The sequence below is a fragment of the Sorangium sp. So ce381 genome, assembly GCF_051473845.1.
GTDB classification, from domain to species: Bacteria; Myxococcota_A; Polyangia; order Polyangiales; family Polyangiaceae; genus Sorangium; species Sorangium atrum.
This window is the reverse complement of the sequence record NZ_CP150336.1, coordinates 11479100-11498222: the sequence shown is the minus strand read 5'-3', so window position 1 is coordinate 11498222 and position 19123 is coordinate 11479100. Positions and strand designations below refer to the sequence as shown.

Annotated in this window: 13 protein-coding genes and 2 tRNA genes; 7 read left to right on the top strand and 8 right to left on the bottom strand. The window is 72.7% G+C overall.

The window, feature by feature from the left end; translation table 11 throughout:
- The first annotated feature begins 1151 nt into the window (after positions 1-1151).
- Together WMF29_RS43180 and WMF29_RS43175 are read left to right on the top strand one after the other, a co-directional pair.
- Entirely contained in the window at positions 1152-2774 is a 1623-nt protein-coding gene (locus WMF29_RS43180) for a thiamine pyrophosphate-binding protein (protein ID WP_437325876.1), read from the top strand.
- 5 nt (positions 2775-2779) lie between these two features.
- The gene (locus WMF29_RS43175) at positions 2780-3301 is read left to right on the top strand and encodes a M17 family peptidase N-terminal domain-containing protein (RefSeq protein ID WP_272101954.1); all 522 of its coding nucleotides are present in this window, start codon (positions 2780-2782) and stop codon (positions 3299-3301) included.
- 26 nt (positions 3302-3327) lie between these two features.
- Here WMF29_RS43175 and WMF29_RS43170 read toward each other — a convergent pair whose 3' ends face one another.
- From WMF29_RS43170 to WMF29_RS43145, 6 genes are all read right to left on the bottom strand, one after another.
- Positions 3328-5394 (bottom strand): ATP-binding protein, encoded by a 2067-nt coding sequence (locus WMF29_RS43170; RefSeq protein WP_437325875.1) that lies wholly within the window; start codon positions 5392-5394, stop codon positions 3328-3330.
- A 551-nt stretch (positions 5395-5945) separates the two neighbouring features.
- On the bottom strand, positions 5946-6758 hold the full coding sequence (locus WMF29_RS43165) for a hypothetical protein (protein ID WP_437325874.1): 813 nt from the start codon (positions 6756-6758) through the stop codon (positions 5946-5948).
- A gap of 62 nt (positions 6759-6820) precedes the next feature.
- Positions 6821-9184: an AAA family ATPase gene (locus tag WMF29_RS43160; RefSeq protein WP_437325873.1), complete on the bottom strand. Its 2364-nt coding sequence runs from the start codon at positions 9182-9184 to the stop codon at positions 6821-6823.
- Positions 9185-9308: 124 nt separating this feature from the next.
- Positions 9309-10319 (bottom strand): universal stress protein, encoded by a 1011-nt coding sequence (locus WMF29_RS43155; RefSeq protein ID WP_437325872.1) that lies wholly within the window; start codon positions 10317-10319, stop codon positions 9309-9311.
- Positions 10313-13357 (bottom strand): glycoside hydrolase family 65 protein, encoded by a 3045-nt coding sequence (locus WMF29_RS43150; RefSeq protein WP_437325871.1) that lies wholly within the window; start codon positions 13355-13357, stop codon positions 10313-10315. The genes WMF29_RS43155 and WMF29_RS43150 overlap by 7 nt, the downstream gene beginning before the upstream one ends.
- Positions 13358-13445: 88 nt before the next feature.
- Positions 13446-13856: a response regulator gene (locus WMF29_RS43145; RefSeq protein WP_437325870.1), complete on the bottom strand. Its 411-nt coding sequence runs from the start codon at positions 13854-13856 to the stop codon at positions 13446-13448.
- Positions 13857-14201: 345 nt separating this feature from the next.
- Here WMF29_RS43145 and WMF29_RS43140 point away from each other — a divergent pair, with 345 nt between their 5' ends.
- Positions 14202-14864 (top strand): response regulator, encoded by a 663-nt coding sequence (locus WMF29_RS43140; RefSeq protein ID WP_044970202.1) that lies wholly within the window; start codon positions 14202-14204, stop codon positions 14862-14864.
- Between the two features lie 49 nt (positions 14865-14913).
- On the opposite strand, the gene WMF29_RS43135 is transcribed toward WMF29_RS43140, so the two are convergent.
- On the bottom strand, positions 14914-15483 hold the full coding sequence (locus WMF29_RS43135) for a pentapeptide repeat-containing protein (protein WP_437325869.1): 570 nt from the start codon (positions 15481-15483) through the stop codon (positions 14914-14916).
- Positions 15484-15536: 53 nt separating this feature from the next.
- On the opposite strand from WMF29_RS43135, the gene WMF29_RS43130 reads away from it, so the two are divergent.
- Positions 15537-16421 (top strand): alpha/beta fold hydrolase, encoded by an 885-nt coding sequence (locus WMF29_RS43130; RefSeq protein ID WP_437325868.1) that lies wholly within the window; start codon positions 15537-15539, stop codon positions 16419-16421.
- Positions 16422-16500: 79 nt separating this feature from the next.
- Complete coding sequence (gene xth, locus WMF29_RS43125) at positions 16501-17310, top strand: exodeoxyribonuclease III (RefSeq protein ID WP_437325867.1); 810 nt, start codon at positions 16501-16503, stop codon at positions 17308-17310.
- A gap of 13 nt (positions 17311-17323) precedes the next feature.
- Here the strand turns inward: xth and WMF29_RS43120 are convergent, their stop codons facing one another.
- A complete protein-coding gene (locus WMF29_RS43120; protein WP_437325866.1) occupies positions 17324-18496 on the bottom strand; it encodes a penicillin-insensitive murein endopeptidase in 1173 nt (390 codons plus the stop codon).
- Between the two features lie 342 nt (positions 18497-18838).
- Between WMF29_RS43120 and WMF29_RS43115 the strand changes: the two genes are divergently transcribed.
- Positions 18839-18912, top strand: a tRNA-Arg gene (locus WMF29_RS43115).
- A gap of 79 nt (positions 18913-18991) precedes the next feature.
- Positions 18992-19064: transfer RNA gene (locus tag WMF29_RS43110), tRNA-Lys, on the top strand.
- The last annotated feature ends 59 nt before the right edge of the window (positions 19065-19123 follow it).

Here is a 19123-nt window from a genome sequence, read left to right as displayed (position 1 = left end):
GACCGTCGCACAAGATGGCTCGTGTTCACCCCTGATGCTGCCCAGATCGCCGCAGCGGCTCGACGCCTCCAGCCCGTCGAGGTCGGCACGCCGCAAAGGAGTTGGCGAGCACACGTAATGGAGATCGTGTGTCGTCGCCACGCGGCGGGCGAGCCCCGACAACGCGGCCATCGGCCGGAGCCGCCCCCCGGTGCCAGCTGCCCTCTCCGGCCGCGCGCCAGGCGTCGCGACAGGGCGCGTCGCGCGCGCCCTGCGAGGGCTCGGTGAGCTCGACACGCCCTTTGTTGGCAACCACCCAGTGCTCGCCGAGCGCCGCAACGGCCATGAACCGGTTACGTTCCTCACAGAAGCTCGGGGGCGCGGCTTATCGAGCCCCCTTCGAAATGTTTCCGGCAGGTTACGGGGAACGCCGTCGGCGGAGGTGGCCGCCGGCGGCCTGATCGCCGCGTCGGCAGAGGACCGGGCCGTCTCCCACGCCGGCGGCTGCAGGGCAGGAGCACCGGGGAGAGGTCGAGAGAGGTGGCGGTGTCGAGCTGGCACCTGCAATAAGGTTCCAACTATATCATCTCGTGGCCGGGATAGAAGAGAACAGCGTCGGGTACGTGATCGCAAAGGCGTCGGCCGCTGCGGTGGGGCGACGACGTCGCATCCAAGGTCGGAGTCGATGCTGTAGCGGAGCTGTATTTTTACAGCAACACCCTGCGAAGGGGGGTTATCCTTCTCGGTGGTCGGATAGCCGAGCTGATCGGGCGATAGCGTGGATCACCCGTCAGGGAGGCGGCGCGCGCGCCAGCAAGCGGGTGGTGCCCTGATCCCGAGAGAGATCCGACGAGGTCGGGAGGTTAGGAAGAACACTTGCCTACCACCCGGAACATGAGGGTTTCGGGCGGACACGACCCGCCAGCTCCTGTGATGTTGAGGAGTGGACACCTCGACGCGGCGCCGCAGCGCGACGGCCATGGGGCCGCCGGCGCGTGACCCGTGGCTCGTCCTCGGGGCGCCGACCCGCGGCGCCCTCGGGCGGCGACTCGGGGCGCCGAGCGGCCGGGCGGGCGACGTGGCCAGGGCGATGCGCGCTCGCGCCGGGGCGGCGCCGCGAACCGACCGCTCGCCGGCAGGACGCTGGGTCGCACATGGTATATGCCGGCCCCATGGCGCAGGTGCACGGCGGCAGGCTCGTCTCCAAGGCCCTCGCGAGGCACGGGGTGACGCACCTCTTCACCCTGTGCGGCGGGCACATCCAGGCGATCTACGACGGGTGCCTGGATGACGGCATCCGGGTGGTCGACGTGCGACACGAGCAGACCGCCGGACACGCCGCCGACGGGTACGCGCGGGTGACCGGAAGGCCGGGGGTGTGCGCCGTCACCGCGGGGCCGGGCGTCACGGACGTGGTGACGGCCGTCGCCAACGCCCAGCGCGCAGGCGTCCCGATGGTCGTCATCGGGGGCGCCGGCCCGCGCGCCCTCGCCGACATGGGCTCGCTGCAGGACATGAACCACGTCGAGCTGATGCGCCCCATCTCGAAGTGGAGCGTCTCCGTCCCCTCGACCGATCGCATCCAGGAGTACGTGGACTCGGCCTTCCGCATCGCCCAGGCGAACGTGCCAGGCCCGGTCTTCCTCGAGATGCCGCTCGACCTCCTGATGAACTACGCCGGCGACGACGCGCCGGCCACCGCGCCCACGGCCCCGCCTCGCCCCGGGGGAGACCCGGCCGCCGTCGCGCGGGCCGCGGCCATGCTGAGGGACGCCGAGCGGCCCATGTTCATCGTCGGGAGCCAGCTCCGGTGGTCGCCGAGGCGCGACGCGCTGCGCCGCTTCGCCGACGCGGTGAAGGCGCCCTTCTACCTGAACGGCATGGCCCGCGGCGCCCTGCCCCACGCGCACCCGGGGCTGATGAGCCGCTCGCGCCGCTTCGCGCTCTCGCAGACCGACCTCTGCGTCGTGCTCGGGACCCCCTTCGACTTCCGCCTCGAGTACGGCCGCGCCGTCAGCCCGGCGGCCAAGGTCGTCCAGATCGATCTCGACGGGAGCGAGCTCGGCAGGAACCGCCGCGTCGACCTCGGGATCGACGGGGACAGCGGCGTCGTCCTGGAGCAGCTGCTCGCGGAGGTGCCCGACAAGACGGCGGCGGCGTGGCTCTCGGCCGTGCGCGAGGCCGAGGAGCGATCGCGCGCGAAGATGCTGGCGGAGATCGCGAGCGACGGCGATCCGCCGAACCCGCTGCGCGTCTGCGCAGAGATCGGCAGGCGCCTCGGCAAGGACGACATCGTCATCGGCGACGGAGGGGACTTCGTGGCCACGGCCGCGAACGTGCTGAAGCTCGAGTGGCCGCAGCTCTGGATGGACCCCGGCCCGCTCGGGACCCTCGGGGTGGGGCCGGGCTACGCGATGGCGGCCAAGCTCGCGCGGCCGGAGGCGAACGTGGTCCTCGTGTACGGCGACGGATCGTTCGGCTTCCACGCGCTCGAGTTCGAGGCGATGGTGCGCCAGGGCATCCCCGTCGTGAGCGTGATCGGGAACGACGCGGCCTGGACGCAGATCCGAAGGGGCCAGGTGGAGCTCTACGGCGAGGGCCGCGCGCCGGCGACGTCGCTCGATTTCACCCGGTACGACCGCGTGGTCGAGGCGCTCGGCGGCTTCGGGGCCTGCGTGGAGCGCGTCGAGGAGCTCGGGCCCGCGCTGGACGAGGCGTTCCGGTGCGGCAGGCCCGCTTGCGTCAACGTGAAGATCGCGAAGAGCGACTTCCGCAAGGGCGCGATCAGCGTCTGATCCACGTGGAGCTACGGTTCATCTCCCCCGACCTGCAGAGCCTCGACGAGCTCGACTCGGAGGTGCTCGCGTGCGCCCCGTTCAGCGACGCGCGGCCGGTCCACGGCGTGGCCGGCCTCTGCGACTGGCGGCTCGGCGGCCGGATCTCCGAGCTGAGGCGGCAGGGCCTGATCACCGGCGAGCTCGGCGAGGTCGTCATGATCCCGTGCAAGCCGCGCATGGCGTTCGACAAGCTCGTCCTGTTCGGCGCCGGCCGGCGCGACGCGTTCGACGAGGCGATCTTCCGCGAGATCGTGCGCGGGATGCTCGCCACGATGGGCGGGCTCTGCACGCGCGCCGCCGTGGTGGAGCTCCCGGGGCGACACGACGGGCTCATCCCGGCCGAGCAGGCGGCCGACGCGCTCCTCGACTGCGCGGGCAGGGAGCGCGGCGACAACGTGTGGACGCTGGTGGAGCGCGCCGAGGGCAGGCAGCAGATCACCCAGCACATGATCGAGCAGCGCCGCAGGGTCCGGCGGGCGCTGTAGCCGCGCGGCGCGCGGCGTGGAGGACGTCAGCCAGGCTCCTTCGGCAGGTCGACGGTGAAGGTCGCCCCCTCGCCCGGCCGGCTGTCGACCTGGATCGTCGCCCCGAGCGCGTCGGCGATCTGCCGCACGATCCACAGCCCCATGCCGAAGCCGCTGTAGTTCTCGCTGGAGACGGCGCGCTCGAAGCGCTCGAAGATGCGGGCCTGCTGCTCCGGGGCGATGCCGATGCCGCGATCCCGCACCGTCAGACGGGCGCGGTCCGCGAGGTCCTCCAGCGCGACGTCGATGGGCTTGCCGGCGCCGTACTTGACGGCGTTCGAGAGGAGGTTCGTGACGATCTGATCGAGCCGCAGGCGATCCCACCGGCCGACGATCGAGGCGGGGGCCGACAGGTTGACGGGGCAGCCGGCGGCGCAGAGCTCCTCGCGGAACCGCTCCAGCGCCTCGTTCACCGTGGCCGCGAGATCGACGTCCTCGAGCTCGATCTGCAGGCGGCCCGCGGAGATGCGCGAGATGTCGAGCAGGTTCGTGATGAGCCGGGCGAGCCGCTCGACCTGGCGCTTGATCATCTCGAGCCGCGGCGTGGCGCGCTCGGCGGTGAGCCCGCCGCGCTTGCCGGCGCGCAGGAGGCCGTCGACCTGCAGCTGCATGGGCGTGAGCGGCGTGCGGAGCTCGTGCGAGGCGATCGTGAGGAAATCGTCGCGCGCGCGCACCGCGAGCTGCGCCTCCCGGTAGAGCCGGGCGTTGTCGACGGCCAGCGCCGCGCGCCGCGCGAGATCCTGCGCGAGATCGAGATCGACGGCGTCGTAGCGCCGGTGCGTCGAGGCGAACGAGAGCGTGCCCAGCGTGCGGCCGCGCGCCGTCAGCGGGACCGTGAGGTGCGAGGCGAGCGAGAGCGAGCGCAGCGCCTCGTAGTGCGCCTGATCGAACGAGATCGCGCGGACGAACGAGTCGGTCACCTTGGGGATGAGCTCCGGCTGCGCCGTGCGCAGGACCCTGCCGATGCCCCGCCCGGCAGAGTCGGCCGTGATCCTGCCGAGGAGCTCGGTCGCCATCGCCATCGACGGATCCGCGTGGGCGGTCACCTGCCGATCGATCGCGCCGGACTCGTCCTGCAACAGGAGCACGCAGATCGACGCGAAGTCGGGGAGCGCGACGCGGACCACGCGCCGCAGCGTCTCCTCGAAATCGAGCGACTCGCCGAGGATCTGCCCGGCGGAGACGAGGATGCGCTGCGCCTCGTGGACGCGGCGGCGCTCCGTCACGTCGCGGGTGACCTTCGCGAAGCCGCGCAGCTGCCCGGCCTCGTCGAAGAGCACGCTGATCACCTCGTTCGCCCAGTAGCGGGTGCCGTCCCTGCGGACGCGGTAGCCCTCCTGGATCGAGCGGCCGGTCTCCACGGTGGACTCGAGCTCTGCGGCGGGCCTGCCGAGCTCGACGTCCTCCGGCGGGAAGAGGACCGAGCAGTGGCAGCCGATGATCTCGTCGGCCCGGTAGCCGTTGATGCGCTCTGCGCCCGGGTTCCAGCTGGCGATGCGGCCCGCGGGATCGAGCATGAAGATGGCGTAGTCCTGGACGCCCTCCACGATGAGGCGGAAACGCTCCTCGCTCTGCTTGAGGCGCCGGTCGGCGCGCGCCTCCGCCGCTTCCATCTCCCGGCGCAGGAGGAGCTCGCGCATCCTGCGGTTCTCGTCCTCGTAATGCTTCCTGCGCAGCTGGGCGCGCAGGCGCGCCTTCAGCACCGTGAGCTCGCCCGTCTTCGTCACGAAATCGTCGGCGCCCGCCGAGAGGGCGTCGAGGATCGCCTTGTGGTCGTCGCGGCCCGTGAGCATCAGCAGCGGGATCGGCCGCCACGAGGCGTTCGCTTTGATGCGGAGGCACGTGGCCGGGCCCGATAGACCCGGCATCACCATGTCGAGCAGAATGCCGTCGATGCGCGCCACGGTGAGCCGCGCGAGCGCCTCCTCCCCTGAGTGGGCGACCACCGGCAAGTAGCCTTCGTCGCGCATCGCCGCCGCGACCTGGTTCAGGTACGTGGGGCTGTCGTCCACGATCAGGATGCGGTGGGACGGCGTGTCCGACGGGCGGTTCACGAGAGCCTCCGGGGCGGGCTCCTGTGAGCGAGGGCAGTCGCCATGACGGGGCGCGTGGGGCTGGTTGAACCGGTGCAGCACCCGCCGATCACCCCCCGTGGCGCCTCCACCCTCATTGGCCACCCATACAGGTTGGCATGCGTTCTCCCCCGGTCGACGCGAAAAGGCTACCTGGCCCGATGCACTTTGCGTACAGCATCCTATTTCTACCAGCCGCCAGGCGCTCGCAACGTTGCGTCCCCCACCGCCATCCGGAATCCCTGGGGAAGCGCACACAATGCGCGCTGTGGGCTTCGAGCGCCCGGAGCCAGCAGAGGGGGGCTTCCCGCGTTACAAACCAGGGAAATGACGCTTGACAAGCGGCGTGACGATCCGAGTTGCGCCTGACTCGAGCGACTCGAGATCCGCGCTTGGCGAGTCGCGGCCTCGCGGCGGCGCGCCGGCGTCGAGGAGGGCGTGAGCGCGCGGCGAGGAGCGGAGCTCATCACCACCCGGGCGCCTTGGCGAGGCCAGGCACGGGCGGCGCGGAAGGTCGGTAACGCGCGGATCCGTCAGCCCTCGTCGATGAGCTCGATCATCGTGGCTCGAGCGGGCCCGCCCGCGGGAATCCAGCGGCAGAGCTCGTCGACGCCGACGTCATCGATCACCCGGCGGAGCTCCGCGCGCGCGGCGGCGGGCTCGCCGAGCGCGGTGAGCGCGTGCGCGCGGGTGATGCGGTAGCGCTGGCGCACCTCGGTGGGCTCTTCCCGCTCGCCATCGCGGAGGCCGACCAGGGAGAGCGCGCCCTCGACGTCGCCCGTGCGCACGAGCACCGCGGCGCGCGCTCCCCGCACGAGCGGCCGCGCCGACGCTGGCGCGCGCTGCTCGTCGAGGTCCGGGAGGAGCCGCCGGGCGGACTCGATGTCGCCAGCGCAGAGCTGCCATTGGGCGAGGTTGCTGATGACGAGCACCCGGACCTGCGGAGGTATCCAGTCGCGAGGCACGTCGCGCAGCGAGGCGGCCGCCGCCTTGTAGCTCCCCTCCCAGGCGAGCGACTGACCGACGGCCTGGGCCGCAAAGGCGTAGATGATCCGCGGATCGTCGAGCTCGGTCGGCGGCGTCGAGGCGCGGTCCGCGCGGCGCGCGGCCGGCTGCCCCGGACGCGGGAGCCGAGGCGCGGGCGCCTCGCGCGAGGATCGACCGGGCCTCGCGGCGATCAGCCGCCGGACGTCGCCGCCGAGGAGGACCAGCAGCGCGATCACGGCGGCGGCCGCGCAGGCGGCGCCGAGCGAGAGCGACCCGCCACGCCACCGGGCGAGCGCGCCCCACGCCAGCAGAGGCGCCGCGGCGCCGGCCGCCGCGAGCAAGATCGGCCGCCGCATCATCGGCGGGCTCCGGCGCGGAGCGGCGCGGGGTCGGCCGTGCGCTTCGGTGCCATCGGTCCTCTTCAGCGCTCCCTGAGCACGCGCCGAGGATCCACGCTCGTCCCGCTCCTCAGCATGTCGGCGATCGCCTGGTGGAAGCGCTCGAGCCGCTGCTCCGCCGCATGGAACACGGTCCCCTCCGGGTACCTCCCGTCCGCGTCGGCGACGCCCGCAGGTACGCCGGTGATGATCTCGATGCCCTCCTCGACGGAGCTCACCTCGAACACGTGGAAGCGGCCGGCCTCGATCGCCGTCACGACGTCGCCCCGCAGCATGAGCGCGTCGCGGTTCGCGCTCGGGATCAGCACGCCCTGCTCGCCCGTCAGGCCCTTGGCGGCGCACAGATCGAAGAAGGCCTCGATCTTCTCGTTGATGCCGCCCACGGGCTGGATGCTCCCCTGCTGATCGATGCTGCCCGTCGCGGCGAGCTCCTGCCGGATCGGGACGCCGGAGAGCGCTGACAGGAGCGCGTACAGCTCGCTCGACGAGGCGCTGTCGCCCTCGATGGGCTCGTACGTCTGCTCGAAGACGAGCGAGGCGCCGAACGAGAGCGGGCGGTGCTGGGCGAACCGGGCCGCGAGGAAGCCCGTGAGGACCAGCACGCCCTTGCTGTGGAGCGGGCCGGACATCTCGACCTCGCGCGCGATGTTCACCGGGCCCTCGAGGCCCGGGTAGACGACCGCCGTCACCCGGCACGGGCGGCCGAACGTCTGCGGGCCGTCGGACAGGACCGAGATCGCGTTGACCTGCCCGGCGCGCCGGCCGGTCACGTCGATGCGGATCGTCCCGTCCGAGAGCAGCTCGTGCACGTGGTCGCGGAAATGGCTCCCGCGGCGCCGCGCCGCCTCGAGCGCCTCGTTGACCTCGGGGCCGTCGACCACCTTGCGGCCGCGGCGCTGAGCCCGGTAGCCGGCCTCGGTCGCGACCTCGGCGATGAGCCCGACCTGGGCGCTCACCTTGGTCTGGCTCTCCGCGAGGCGGCCGCCGTGGAAGAGGAGCGCGGTCACGCCGTCGGCCGTGATCGGCGGGAGGCCGCGATCGTGCGCGAAGCCGGCGAGGAACGCGGGGTACGTGAGGAGCGCCTGATCGAGCGAGATCGTCGTCTCGAAGCGCGCCTGCACCTTGAAGAGCTGCGAGAACTCCGGATCGGCGTCGTGCAGGTCCTGGTAGAGCTGCGGGTTCGTGACGAGGACGACCTTCACGTCGATCGAGATCGGCGGGAAGAGCAGCTCCTCCGCGGTGCCGCGGAAGTACGACGGGTTGTGCTCGGGCACGATGAACTTGCCCGCGAGGAGGCAGGCCTTGAGCTGCTCGTAGAGCGCCTCGTTCTTGAGGAGCGCGCCCGCGGGCAGGATCAGGAAGCCGCCGGCCGCCTCGTGGAGGGCGCCCGCGACCGCGAAGCCGGGCTCCGGCGGGAAGCCGGAGTCGGGCGGCGCGTGGGTGCGGCCGAACAGGGCGGTCAGCGTGGGGTAGGGGACCTCGACGACCGGGGCGCCGGAGTCGGGCGTGTGCTCCGTGAGGAGCGTCGGGACGACCACGCCGCGCGGGAGCGTCGCGCCGCCCTCCTCGCCGCGCGCCTCGTCGACGAGCAGGCGGAACTCCTTCGACACGACCGTCTCGACGTCCGCGAGGAAGGCGCTGATGTCGTCGCGCCCCTCGAAGCGCGCGCGCACCGGCTGGAAGCACCCCTTCACCCCGTCGCTGAGCAGCTGCTTCACGACGCCGCGCAGCTCGACGTCGGCCTCGTCCTGCACGGTGGCGAGCCGCATCTCGAACTCCTCGATGGATCCGGCGATGGCGAGCAGGGCCTCGCCGTCCGGCGCGTTGGCGGCGTCCTCGATCGAGGTGATCTGCACCTCGTCCTCGCCGCGCACGAGGTCGAGGCCGAGCTCGCGCGCCGCGGACTTGAGCTGCTCCTCGAGCCGCCGCTCCTCCGCGTTCACGCGGCGCTGGATCTTGCCGCGCGCCTGCTTGAAGCGCTCGCCCTCGGTCGCGCCGCGCAGGGCGTCGACGAGCTTCTCGTGGAGCTCCTCCATCGCCTCGACGAAGGGGCGCCCCTCGCCGGGCGGCAGCGACAGGACCGTCGGCTCGCTCGGGCGGTGCGGGTTCGGCAGGAGGAGGATATCGTCGGGCGTGGGGCGGCTCGCCGCGATGCGCTTCGCGACGGCGCGAGCGCAGAACGTCCGGCCCGTGCCGGGCGCGCCGACGACGACGACGTGGAAGCGGGGCTGGCGGATGTCGAGGCCGAAGGCGAGCGCGGCGAGGGCGCGCTCCTGCGAGCCGATTCCCGCCGACAGCGGCGCGACCTCGTCCGTCGTGGAGAAGCGGAAGCTCTGAGGCTCTACGATCTTGCGGCACTCGCTGGGGGGCAGCTTCCGGGAGACCATGGCGGCGCACCATAGCGCCTTTCGCCGGTCGTTGGCGTGGAGCCCGCTCGCCGACACGCTCGCCTGCGCGCGGATTTGCGCCGATTCACGCCGATTCGCGCGGATTTGCGCCGGTGAGCGCGCTCTATCGGCGTAGGACCATCACCGGGCACGGGGCGCCGCTCAGCACGTCGCGGAAGACGCTGCCGTGGTGATCCTCGAGGTGCCCGTGCCAGACCAGCACCACGAGATCGCTCGCCAGCTGCTCGGCGAACCGCAGGATCTCCGCCGCCGGCTCGCCCTTGCCGAGGAAGAACCGCGTGGCGACGTCGTGGGGGCAATGGCCGATCGCGCTCAGGAACCGGGCCAGGAACTCCTCGGTGAACGCCGGCCACTCGTGCTGAGGCTGGTCGACGTACAGGGGCGCTACCATCGCGCCCGGCTCGGAGGACGCCGGCGTCGAGACGGGCGGCCCGTCGTCCGCGGCCTTCTTCCGCGGCGAGGCGCAGCCGACCATCACGATGTCGAGCTCCGCGCCGAGCCTGCGGGCGAGCTCTCCGGCGGGGGTGATCGCGGCGGCCGTGCTCGGCGTCCCGTCGAGCGGGAGCAGGATGCGCCGTAGCCGCGTCGGCGGTCGGTTCGCCGGGACGATGACGACGGCGACGCCGCTCGTGCCAGCCTCCAGCGCGCCCGCGGCGAGCCGGCCGACGCCCAGGCGCTCGTCCATGAGCTCGTCCGGCTCGGACGCCACGACGAGGACTGCAGCGCCGCGGCTCTTCGTCGCCGACGCGATCGCGCCCGGGGGATCCTCGCTCGCCTCGACGTGCAGCACCACGCCCCGCAGCGCCTCCGGGGCGACCCCGAGGAGGGCGGGCACCTCGCTCGCTTCGATCGGGCCTGCTCCGACGAAGAGCCCGTGCAGCGGCGCGCGGAACGCGCCCGCGATGAGCCGCCCGAGCTCGAGGGCGCCGAGGTGGGCGCGGCGGCCGTGGAGCGCGACGAGCACGCTCCTGCTCCGCGCACCGCTCTCCGGCGCGGGCTCGTCGCACGCATCGCGCGCCCTCCCGTGTGCTCCGAAGGACGGCTCGGCCGGGGAGACCAGCTCGGACTGCGCTCCACGTCCGCCGAGGATTCCATCGCGCGCAGCGCTCAGCATGTCGTGACCTCCTCCCATGGCATGACGCGGCCGCCCAGCCGCCGCGTCGCGTAGCGGCGTCCCGGCTCCGCCAGCACGGCGCAGGCGGGCTCGCCCGCGTCGAGCAGGCAGATCGGCAGCGGCGCGCTCCCCTCGAGCGCGACCTCGACCGCCCCGTCCTCCACGTGGATCTCGAGCGCGCGGCCTCGCCAGGCGATCGGGATCTTGAGGTGGCGCCAGCCCGGCAGGAAATGCGGCTCGATCCCGATCGCCTCGTCCTCGTCGGGGCACGGCGGCGCGTGGGGGAGCGCCTCCGAGAGCGCGCTCCGCGGCACGCGCGTGACGCCGGCCACGCCGAACGCGACGGCTTGCCAGAGGCCGCCCATGGCGGCGATGTGCACGCCCCCCGCGGAGTTGCCCATCGTGTTGCCGAGGTCGATGTCGGCGGTCTGCTCGAAGTAGCGCTCGGCGTGGGCGTGGAGATCGAGCCGGGCGGCGACGAGCGCGTGGGCGCTGGGGCTCAGCGAGCTGCCGTGGGCGGTGCGCGGCTCGTAGTAGAGGAAGTTGTCACGCCGGGCGCTCGCGGGCACCGCGCTCCAGAGCAGCGCGATGAGCTGCACGACGTCCGCTTGCTTCACGACCTGGCAGGCCTGCGTCCGCTCGCGCCCGAGCAGGACGTCGACCGGCGCGCTGCGCACGGCGTAGTCGGCGATGGAGAACGGCGCGAGGCCGAAGTAGCCCGCGAACTGCTCGATCAGGCCGGTCTGCGGGTCGATCCCGAGGAGCAGGCGGCCGGCGACGTCGCGCCAGTGGTCGGGCTCGTCGGGCCGGAGGTCGAGCCGCGCGAGCACGTCCGCTCGCGCGAGGTTGCGCCGGACGAGCGCGGCGGCGACGCGGAGGTTGTGCCGCGCCATCCAGTTCGTGAACGCGTTGTCGTCCACGGTCTCGTGGTACTCGTCCGGCCCGATCACCCGCCGGATGTGGGCGTGGCCATCCGGCCCGAGCTCGGCGCGGCTCGCCCAGAAGCGCGCCGTCTCGATCAGGATCTCGGCCCCCTCGCCGCGCTGGAAGTCGAGATCGCCGGTCGCGCGGACGTACGCGTGCACCGCGTACGCGATGTCGGCGCTGATGTGGTGCTCCTGCTCGCCGGAGAGCACCCGGACCACCTCGCCGAACGGCGTGACGACGAGCGCCGGCGTCGTCTCGTCGCCCGTGTCCGCCGACTCCCACGCGTAGAGCGCGCCCTCGTAGCCGAGCGCCTTCGCCTTGCGGCGCGCGCCGGCGAGGGTGCGGTGCCTGTAGAGGAGCAGCGCGCGGGCGGCCTCGGGGTAGCAGTGCGTGTAGAACGGGACGAGGAAGGTCTCGGTGTCCCAGAAGACGTGGCCGCGGTACGCCTCCCCGCTGAGCCCGCGCGCGCCGATGGAGCAGCGCGGGTCGTTCGGGTTCGCCGCGCCGATGAGGTGGTACAGCGCGAACCGGAGGGCCCGCTCGATCCTGGGGGCGCCGTCGATCTCGACGTCGGCCTGGCGCCAGCGCTCCGCCCACGCCCGCGTGTGCTCGCCGAGCACGTCGGCCATGGCGCGGCTCGACAGCTCGTCCTGGAGCGCCTCGCCCGCCTCGCGCGGCGTGGGCGTGTCGCGCGACGTGTGCAGCGTCGTCGTCCGGAAGAGGCGGCGCCGCTCGGCGACGCGGACGCCGACGTCGCAGCGCTCGGCGATGGATCGCGCGCCTGTGGTGCGCTCGCAGCGCGCACCCTCGAGGCCCTCGGGCAGGGGCGGGCCCTCCGCGGCCTGCTCCGGGAACTCCCGCAGGTGCGAGGTCATCGCGGTCAGGAGCCCGCCGTGCGTGTGCCCGACGAGGAGCAGGCTCTTCGTGCTCGCGTCCGCCGCGAAGCCGGCCCAGTGCGCCGCGCCGCTCGCGCTTCTCACGTCGCCGCTCAGGATCGCGTCGACCCGGATCGTCCCGGTGAAGTTCAGGGGGGCGATGCTGAGCGCCTCCATGAGGACGTGGCGGTTCGCGAGCGACGCCGCGTGGAGCGTGTGCAGGTGCGTGAGGTGGCCTCCCTCGTCGCGCCGCAGGCACTCGCGCAGCAGCACGCCGCGCCGCATGTCGAGGGTGCGGTGGTGGTGCAGCACGCCGCTCTTCTCCGCGGAGAACGACTCGCCCTCGATGGCGACGCTCAGCCGGCCCCAGTCGGGGGCGATCACGAGCTCCGGCACGCGGCTCACGTCGGCCGAGGGCTCGAACGCGCCCGCGATGAACGTCGCCGGCCGCGACACGCTCGACCCCTCCGGCAGCGACGCGCGCGAGCCGAGATAGCCGTTGGCGATCGCGAGCAGCGACTCGATCTCGTGCTCGCGCGCGATGTCGAACCCTGGCTCCTCGATGATCCACGCGGCGTCCCGGGGCGCCGCGAGCGAGCCGAGCTCGCCATCGAGCTCCCGCTGGAGCGCGAGGATCTCGTGGAGCCGCTGCGCGCTGGCTGTTGCGTGAACGGCGCCCGCGAGCTCCGGCGCGCCGCGGAGGCCGCGCGCCCCTCCGGCCGGCGCGCCGTCGCGTGATTCGCGTGATTCGCGTGGTTCCGGCGAGATCGCGAGCCGATCGTGCGGCTCGACGCGGAGCGGCGCGATCACCTGAGCGAGCAGCGCGGCGACGGCGGAGCGCCCGTCCGGCTCCGCGCGGGCGACGAGCGCGACCGCAGCGCCGCGGCGATCGAAGCCGTGGAGCTCCGCGCCCTCGAGCGCGCCGAGGAAGAGCCGCCTGCGGTTCTCGGCGCGCACGCCGCGAGCGAGCCGCCGCGCGAGGTGGGGCATGGCCTCGTCGGTGAAGAGCGCCACGCGCACCCCCATCGCGAGCAGCGCGTCGAGCAGGGCCGCGGCGCCGTCGACCGCCTCCCCGAGGAGGCCCGCGTCGATCGCGATGAAGCGGAAGCGGTGGTGCAGCTCGGCCGGCAGCTTGATCGCGGCTGCCGGCGCGTTCGCGATGGCGGGGTTGCCCGATCCGCCTCGCGCGAGGACGGCTGGCCCGGTGGCGCTGTCTTCTACGAGCAGCGACGACATCCTCGGCTTCTCCTGGGGGCCAGGGGACGCGAGGAGCGTGCCGCCGCGCCTGTGCGAGCCGGGATCGGAGGGCCGTGGCGTCGGTGCGCTAGCGTTGCACGGCGCCGGTCAGGCGATCGAGCACGAGCAGGAGCCGGTCGACGTCGAAGGGCTTCGCCAGCACACAGGCCACGGCGCCGCGGATGCTGGGCTCGTTCACGCCGGAGAGCAGGAGGACGGGCACCTCGACGCCCGCGGCGGCGAGCGCGGCGAGGAACTCGTCGCCGGTCATCTCGGGCATGATGTAGTCGAGCAGGACCGCCCGCGGCCGCGCGCCGCGGGCGAGGCGATCGAGCGCCTCCAGCGGTCGCGTGAAGCCCTGAACGCGGTAGCCCTCGTCGGAGAGCAGGTCGAGCAGCGACTCGACGAGCGCGGGGTCGTCATCGACGACGAAGATCTCCGCGGCCGCGCGCGGCGAGGAGGTGGCGGCCGGGCCGGGAGCGGGGACCGGCGAGCTCATCGTATTCCCCTGGATCGCTGGCCATTCCGGCGCATGAGGCGCGCGAAGGATACCAGAGGGTCGCCGCGACCGCATGCGCAGGCCGCTCTGGGCGCATCGTTGCACCTCCCGTCACGTCCTCCGTTGCGCATTCCACGTCGCGCGGATCTCCGTCGAGCTCCGAAACTCGCTCAGGACGGAGTTTTCCTCACCAATTGGGCTTGCCGCCGCGCCGCTCCTTGCAGATCGTTGAGCACCTGATACCCCTGTAAGGTTCCTCCCAGGACGACCCGAGCAGCTTGACTTGAACTGCTCACGGGTATCGAATTGTGGTCTGAAGGACACTCCAATCCCCCTGTGGTCATCATGGCGGAAACCCCTGCTAGCAAGCTGCACATCTATCTGATCGACGATCACCCCGTCGTTCGCGAAGGCTTCGCTCGAGCGCTCTCGGACGAGCCCGACATGGTCGTCGTGGGCCAGGCTGGGACGGCGGCCGATGCCCTGCGCGAGACGGCGAGCTGCAAGCCGGACGTCGTGCTCGTCGATCTCAACATCCCCGACCGGGACGGCATCGAGCTCCTCGGGGCGCTGAGAGCGCAGCTGCCTCAGGCGAAGCTCCTCGTGTTGAGCGGGTATGACGACGAGTTCCGCGTCGCCGAGGCGCTCCGCGCGGGGGCGCAGGGGTATCTCGTGAAGACCTCGAAGCTCGAGGAGGTCATCGAGGGCATCCGCCGGATCGCGACCGGTGGAGCGCCGCTGTCCTCGAGCATCGCGGGGGCCGTGGTGCGCGCGATGCGCAAGCCGGCGAGCGAGGGCTCCGGCGGCCTCGACGCGCTGACGCCGCGCGAGCGCCAGGTCCTGCGGCTGCTCGCTGCCGGCGTGTCGACGCGCGAGACGGCCGCGCGGCTGACGATCAGCCCGAAGACGGTGGAGACCCACCGCGTGCGTATCTACGCGAAGCTCGGGTGCAAGAGCGCGGTCGAGCTGACCCGTATCGCGGTCCGCACCGGGCTCATCGAGGCGTAACCGCCCGCGGCCGCGCGGGGCGCTGCCCGCTCGCTCCGCGGGTGGGATGCTACGGTTTTCGCTCCTTTTTCGGCTTCTTCGGCGGCGCTTCCTTCTCGGTGGCCTTCGGGGCCTGGCTCGCGCGTGATCGATCCTTCGCCTCCTCGAGCAGGCGATCGATCCGCACGCCGTCGATGGTGAGCCCCTCGATCGCGCAGCCGACGATCTCGACGTCGCGGAGGTCCGACCCCTCGAAGCGAGCGCGGCGCAGGCTCGCGTCGGACCAGCGGGTCTCGGCGGCGTCGGCGTTGTCGATGCGCGCGCCGGCGAGCGAGATGTCGTCGAGCGAGGCGCCGGCGAGGGTCGCGTTGTGCAGGCGCGCGTCGCGAAGGTCGACGTCGTCGAGCTCGGCGTCCGCGAGGGAGACGTTGTGCAGGCGCGCGCGGGCGAGAGAGACGTCGTCGAGCTCGGCCTCCGCGAGCGAGACGTCGTGCAGGCGCGCGCTGCGAAGGTCGACGTCGTCGAAGCTGGCCCCGGCGAGCGCCGAGCCGTGAAACTGCTCGGGCTTCTTCGCCGGCTGGATGCCCTCGTCTTCGGTGGCGCCCGCGCTCGGCGGCGCGATGGGGGGCTTCTTGGCCATGGGTCCATGCTAGCGCTAGGCGCAGGCCGCGCGCTCGCGCGGTCCGGAGAGCCATGAACGCACACGCCGGCTTCGTGCCCCACCACGCCCTCGTCTCCGCCCCCTCCGCGACGCCTGCCCGCTGGATGCTCGTGCTGCACGGCATCTTCGGCTCGGGCGCCAACTGGCGCACCTTCATCCGACGCCTCGCCGAGGCGCAAGCCGTCGAGGGCGCGCCTCCTGCCGCCGCCCGGCCGTGGGGCTTCATCCTTGTCGACCTGCGGGCCCACGGCATGTCGCAGAGCCCGTCTGCGCCGCACACCATCGCGGCGGCCGCGGAGGATCTGCTCCGGCTGGGCGACCGCCTCGGCCTCGATATCCGCGGCGTGATGGGCCATTCGTTCGGCGGCAAGGTGGCGCTCGCCTATCTCGAGCGCCGGCCGACGGGGATCGAGCGCGGCTTCATCCTCGACGCCGATCCGAGCGCGAGGCCCGCCGGCGAGAGCGGATCGGAGAGCCCCGGCGTGCTCGCGATGCTCCGCGCGATCCCGCAGCCGATCCCGTCGCGCGAGGCGTTCCTCGAGGCGGTGCACGCCGCCGGGTTCAGCCGCGGCATCGCGGACTGGCTGGCGATGAACGTCCGCCGCGAGGGCGACGGCTTCCGCATCCGGCTCGACCTCGACATCTTGAACGAGCTGCTCACCGACTATTTCGCCCGCGATCTGTGGCACGTCCTCGAGGACCCGCCGGCGCCGGGCGGCCCGGGCGTGGAGGAGCGGCGCATCCACGTCGTCCTCGGCGGCAGATCCGCGTCGATCTCGCCGGCCTCGCGCGACCGCTTCGAGGCGCTCGCGGCGCGCGCGCCCTGGCTCTCGGTCCACGTCCTCCCGCGCGCCGGCCACTGGCTCCACGTCGACGATCCGGAGGGACTCTTCGACGTGATGCGGGCGGCCTTGTGACCGGGAGCCGTGAACCGCGCGCGCGCCCCTGGAGCAGGCTTTCCGCCCGGCTCTTCATCCGCTATCGCCCGGAGGACCTATGCGCATCGCGTCCTGGAACGTGAACTCCATCCGCACGCGGCTCGAGCAGCTCACGAGCTGGCTGGTCCGCGCCGCGCCCGACGTCGTTTGCATGCAGGAGACGAAGGTCGAGGACGGCAGCTTCCCCGAGGCCGCGCTCTCCGAGGTGGGCTATCGCTCGGTCATCTTCGGCCAGAAGTCCTACAACGGGGTCGCGATCGCCACGCGCTTCGGCCTCTCGGTCGACGACGTGAAGAAGGGCCTCGACGGCGACGAGCAGGACGTCGCCCGGCGGATGCTGGCGGCGACGATCGAGGGGATCCGGGTCATCAACGTCTACGTGCCCAACGGCCAGGCGGTGGGCACGCCGGCCTTCGCCTACAAGCTCGCGTGGCTGGAGCGGCTGCGGAGCGAGCTCGACGCGCGCTACGGTCCGGATCAGGAGATCGTGATCTGCGGCGATTTCAACGTCGCGCCCGAGGCGATCGACGTCGCCGAGCCGAAGAAGTGGGAGGGGCAGGTGCTCTTCCATCCGGACGAGCGGGCCGCGCTGGGGCGCCTGATGGAGTGGGGGCTCGTGGACGCGTTCCGCGCCTGCCACCCCGCCAAGGAGGCGTACAGCTGGTGGGATTACCGGATGGGCGCGTTCAGGCGCAACAAGGGCCTCCGCATCGATCTGGCGCTGGTGACGCGCCCGCTCGCCGCGCGCTGCACCGATGTGTCGATCGACACGCGCCCGCGGGAGCTCCAGCGCCCGTCCGATCACGCGCCGGTCGTGGTGGAGCTCGCGGACGGCGCCGCGCCGCAAGGGGCCGCGCCGGCGGCCTGAGCGAGGGCGGACGTCAGCGGGGCGCGGCGGTCGGGCGAGCGCCTGAGGCCGCGGCGGGCGGCGTGATCGCGGCCGCCGGTGCGGCCGTGGCGCGCGCTCCGTCGGCCACCGTCGGCGCCGCGGTGGAAGGCACGCCGTAGATGTCCGTATCCGTCGCATCCGTCGCCGCGGGCGCCCCGGAGTCGAGCGCCTGCTTCGCTTCATCGGTGGCGCACGCGGGGCGGGCCAGCGACTCCTCGATGCAGGCGCCGCGCATCGACGGGGGGCACATCACGCGGATGTGGAAGTGGTCGTTGTGCAGGTCGGCGTCCCTGGGGCTCATCATCGCGGCCGCGGCCCGGGCCCGGAGGTCTGCCGGGACGCGCTTCTTCGCAGCGTGCGCGAGCAGCCGCGCCCGCAGCGCGTCGGTCACGAACAGGTACTTGACGCCTGCCTGCCGGTCCTCGAGCAGCGCCTGGACGAGCGCCCAGTTGCGCGCGTCGTCGAACCGCGCGCCGGGGAGGCCGATGGCGTTGCCCTCGTCGTCGAACGCGACGAACCGATCCATGCGGAGGGTCTTGCCCTTCGAGTTGACGACGTAGAACCCGACGTCGGCGTCGCGCCCCGTCTGGTGGGAGTTGTGCCCGTCGAGCGCGCCGCCCGTCCTGGCGGAGAGATCGCCGACGAGCAGCGCCGAGTCGCCGTGCTTCTTGGCCACCTGGAAGGCGGCGCGCCGCAGGGTCTTCACGAGCACGGGCAGCCCCCACGTCCTGGCGCCCTCGCGTGCCTTGAGGTGCCTCGACGATCGGAGCCGCACGGCGCCGGTCAGCCGCCCGCGGTTCGGAGCGCCCTTCGACAGCGGCTTCCGCTCGTCGGCGTCGGCGGCGGTGCCGTCGCGTTCCGCGCGGGAGGTGTCGTCCCGCTTCGCCGCGCGCTTCTTGCTAGCCCGTTCCTGGGCCTTCTCCTTGGATCGGGTGCTGCGCGCCGCCCGCGCCTCACCTTCGCCGTCGGCCGAGCTCCGCCGCGCGGCGCGGCGCTTGTTCTGCGGGCTCTTGCCCGGCTGCTGCTCGGCCGCGGCCGGCTGCGCGCCCGTGGGGGTCGAGGGAGCGCCCTGGGCCGGCGCAGCGAGCGAGAGGGCGAGCAGGAGGGCGGCTACGGGGCCTGGGGAGGCGAGGAAGCGCCGAGAAAGCGGGCGGAGCAGCGGCATGACGGGCAGGACCCTACCCTGCGGCGCCGCGGACGGAGAACTTCTTTCGCAGCCGCGCCGGGCCAGGCGCAGCCGCGCCGGGCCAGGTGCGGCCGTGCCGGGCCGAACGCCGCCGTGCCGGGCCAGGCGCCCACCGAGGGCGCTGTGCTGGCCGCGATCGGTGCCGGCGGACGGGGTGCTGCCGACGGAGGGAGCGACGGGATGCGCCCGTCGAGCGCGTCCGTCCGGGCTCGGCGGTGGTGGCGGCCTAAGAATTGCGCACCATGTTGCTACAACGTCTTGACATATCGCCGCCGGTGCGGTTAGAAGCGTTCCGCGAGCCCCGCCGAGGGGTGAGCAGGAGCGCCCGTAGCTCAGCTGGATAGAGCGTCGGACTTCGAATCCGAAAGTCGCCTGTTCGAATCAGGCCGGGCGTGCCGGGCTCAACGGGCGACTCAAGCGTTCCGGCGAGATCCCGGGAGCCGTTTCAGGTTCAGTCGGTTTGACAATTCACTCGGGCCATTAGCTCAATTGGTAGAGCAGTGGACTCTTAATCCATTGGCTGAAGGTTCAAGTCCTTCATGGCCCACCCGAGATGATTGCGGAATCCAGTCAGCCCGAGAGGCTGGCTGGGACAGCCGGGACAAC

Bases quoted from the DNA above. Each gene is read 5' to 3' on its own strand.
- WMF29_RS43180 (WP_437325876.1), top strand. From the start codon at position 1,152: ATGGCGCAGGTGCACGGCGGCAGGCTCGTCTCCAAGGCCCTCGCGAGG.
- WMF29_RS43165 (WP_437325874.1), bottom strand. From the start codon at position 6,758: ATGATGCGGCGGCCGATCTTGCTCGCGGCGGCCGGCGCCGCGGCGCCT.
- WMF29_RS43160 (WP_437325873.1), bottom strand. From the start codon at position 9,184: ATGGTCTCCCGGAAGCTGCCCCCCAGCGAGTGCCGCAAGATCGTAGAG.
- WMF29_RS43155 (WP_437325872.1), bottom strand. From the start codon at position 10,319: ATGCTGAGCGCTGCGCGCGATGGAATCCTCGGCGGACGTGGAGCGCAG.
- WMF29_RS43150 (WP_437325871.1), bottom strand. From the start codon at position 13,357: ATGTCGTCGCTGCTCGTAGAAGACAGCGCCACCGGGCCAGCCGTCCTC.
- WMF29_RS43145 (WP_437325870.1), bottom strand. From the start codon at position 13,856: ATGAGCTCGCCGGTCCCCGCTCCCGGCCCGGCCGCCACCTCCTCGCCG.
- WMF29_RS43140 (WP_044970202.1), top strand. From the start codon at position 14,202: ATGGCGGAAACCCCTGCTAGCAAGCTGCACATCTATCTGATCGACGAT.
- WMF29_RS43135 (WP_437325869.1), bottom strand. From the start codon at position 15,483: ATGGCCAAGAAGCCCCCCATCGCGCCGCCGAGCGCGGGCGCCACCGAA.
- WMF29_RS43130 (WP_437325868.1), top strand. From the start codon at position 15,537: ATGAACGCACACGCCGGCTTCGTGCCCCACCACGCCCTCGTCTCCGCC.
- xth (WP_437325867.1), top strand. From the start codon at position 16,501: ATGCGCATCGCGTCCTGGAACGTGAACTCCATCCGCACGCGGCTCGAG.
- WMF29_RS43120 (WP_437325866.1), bottom strand. From the start codon at position 18,496: ATGCCGCTGCTCCGCCCGCTTTCTCGGCGCTTCCTCGCCTCCCCAGGC.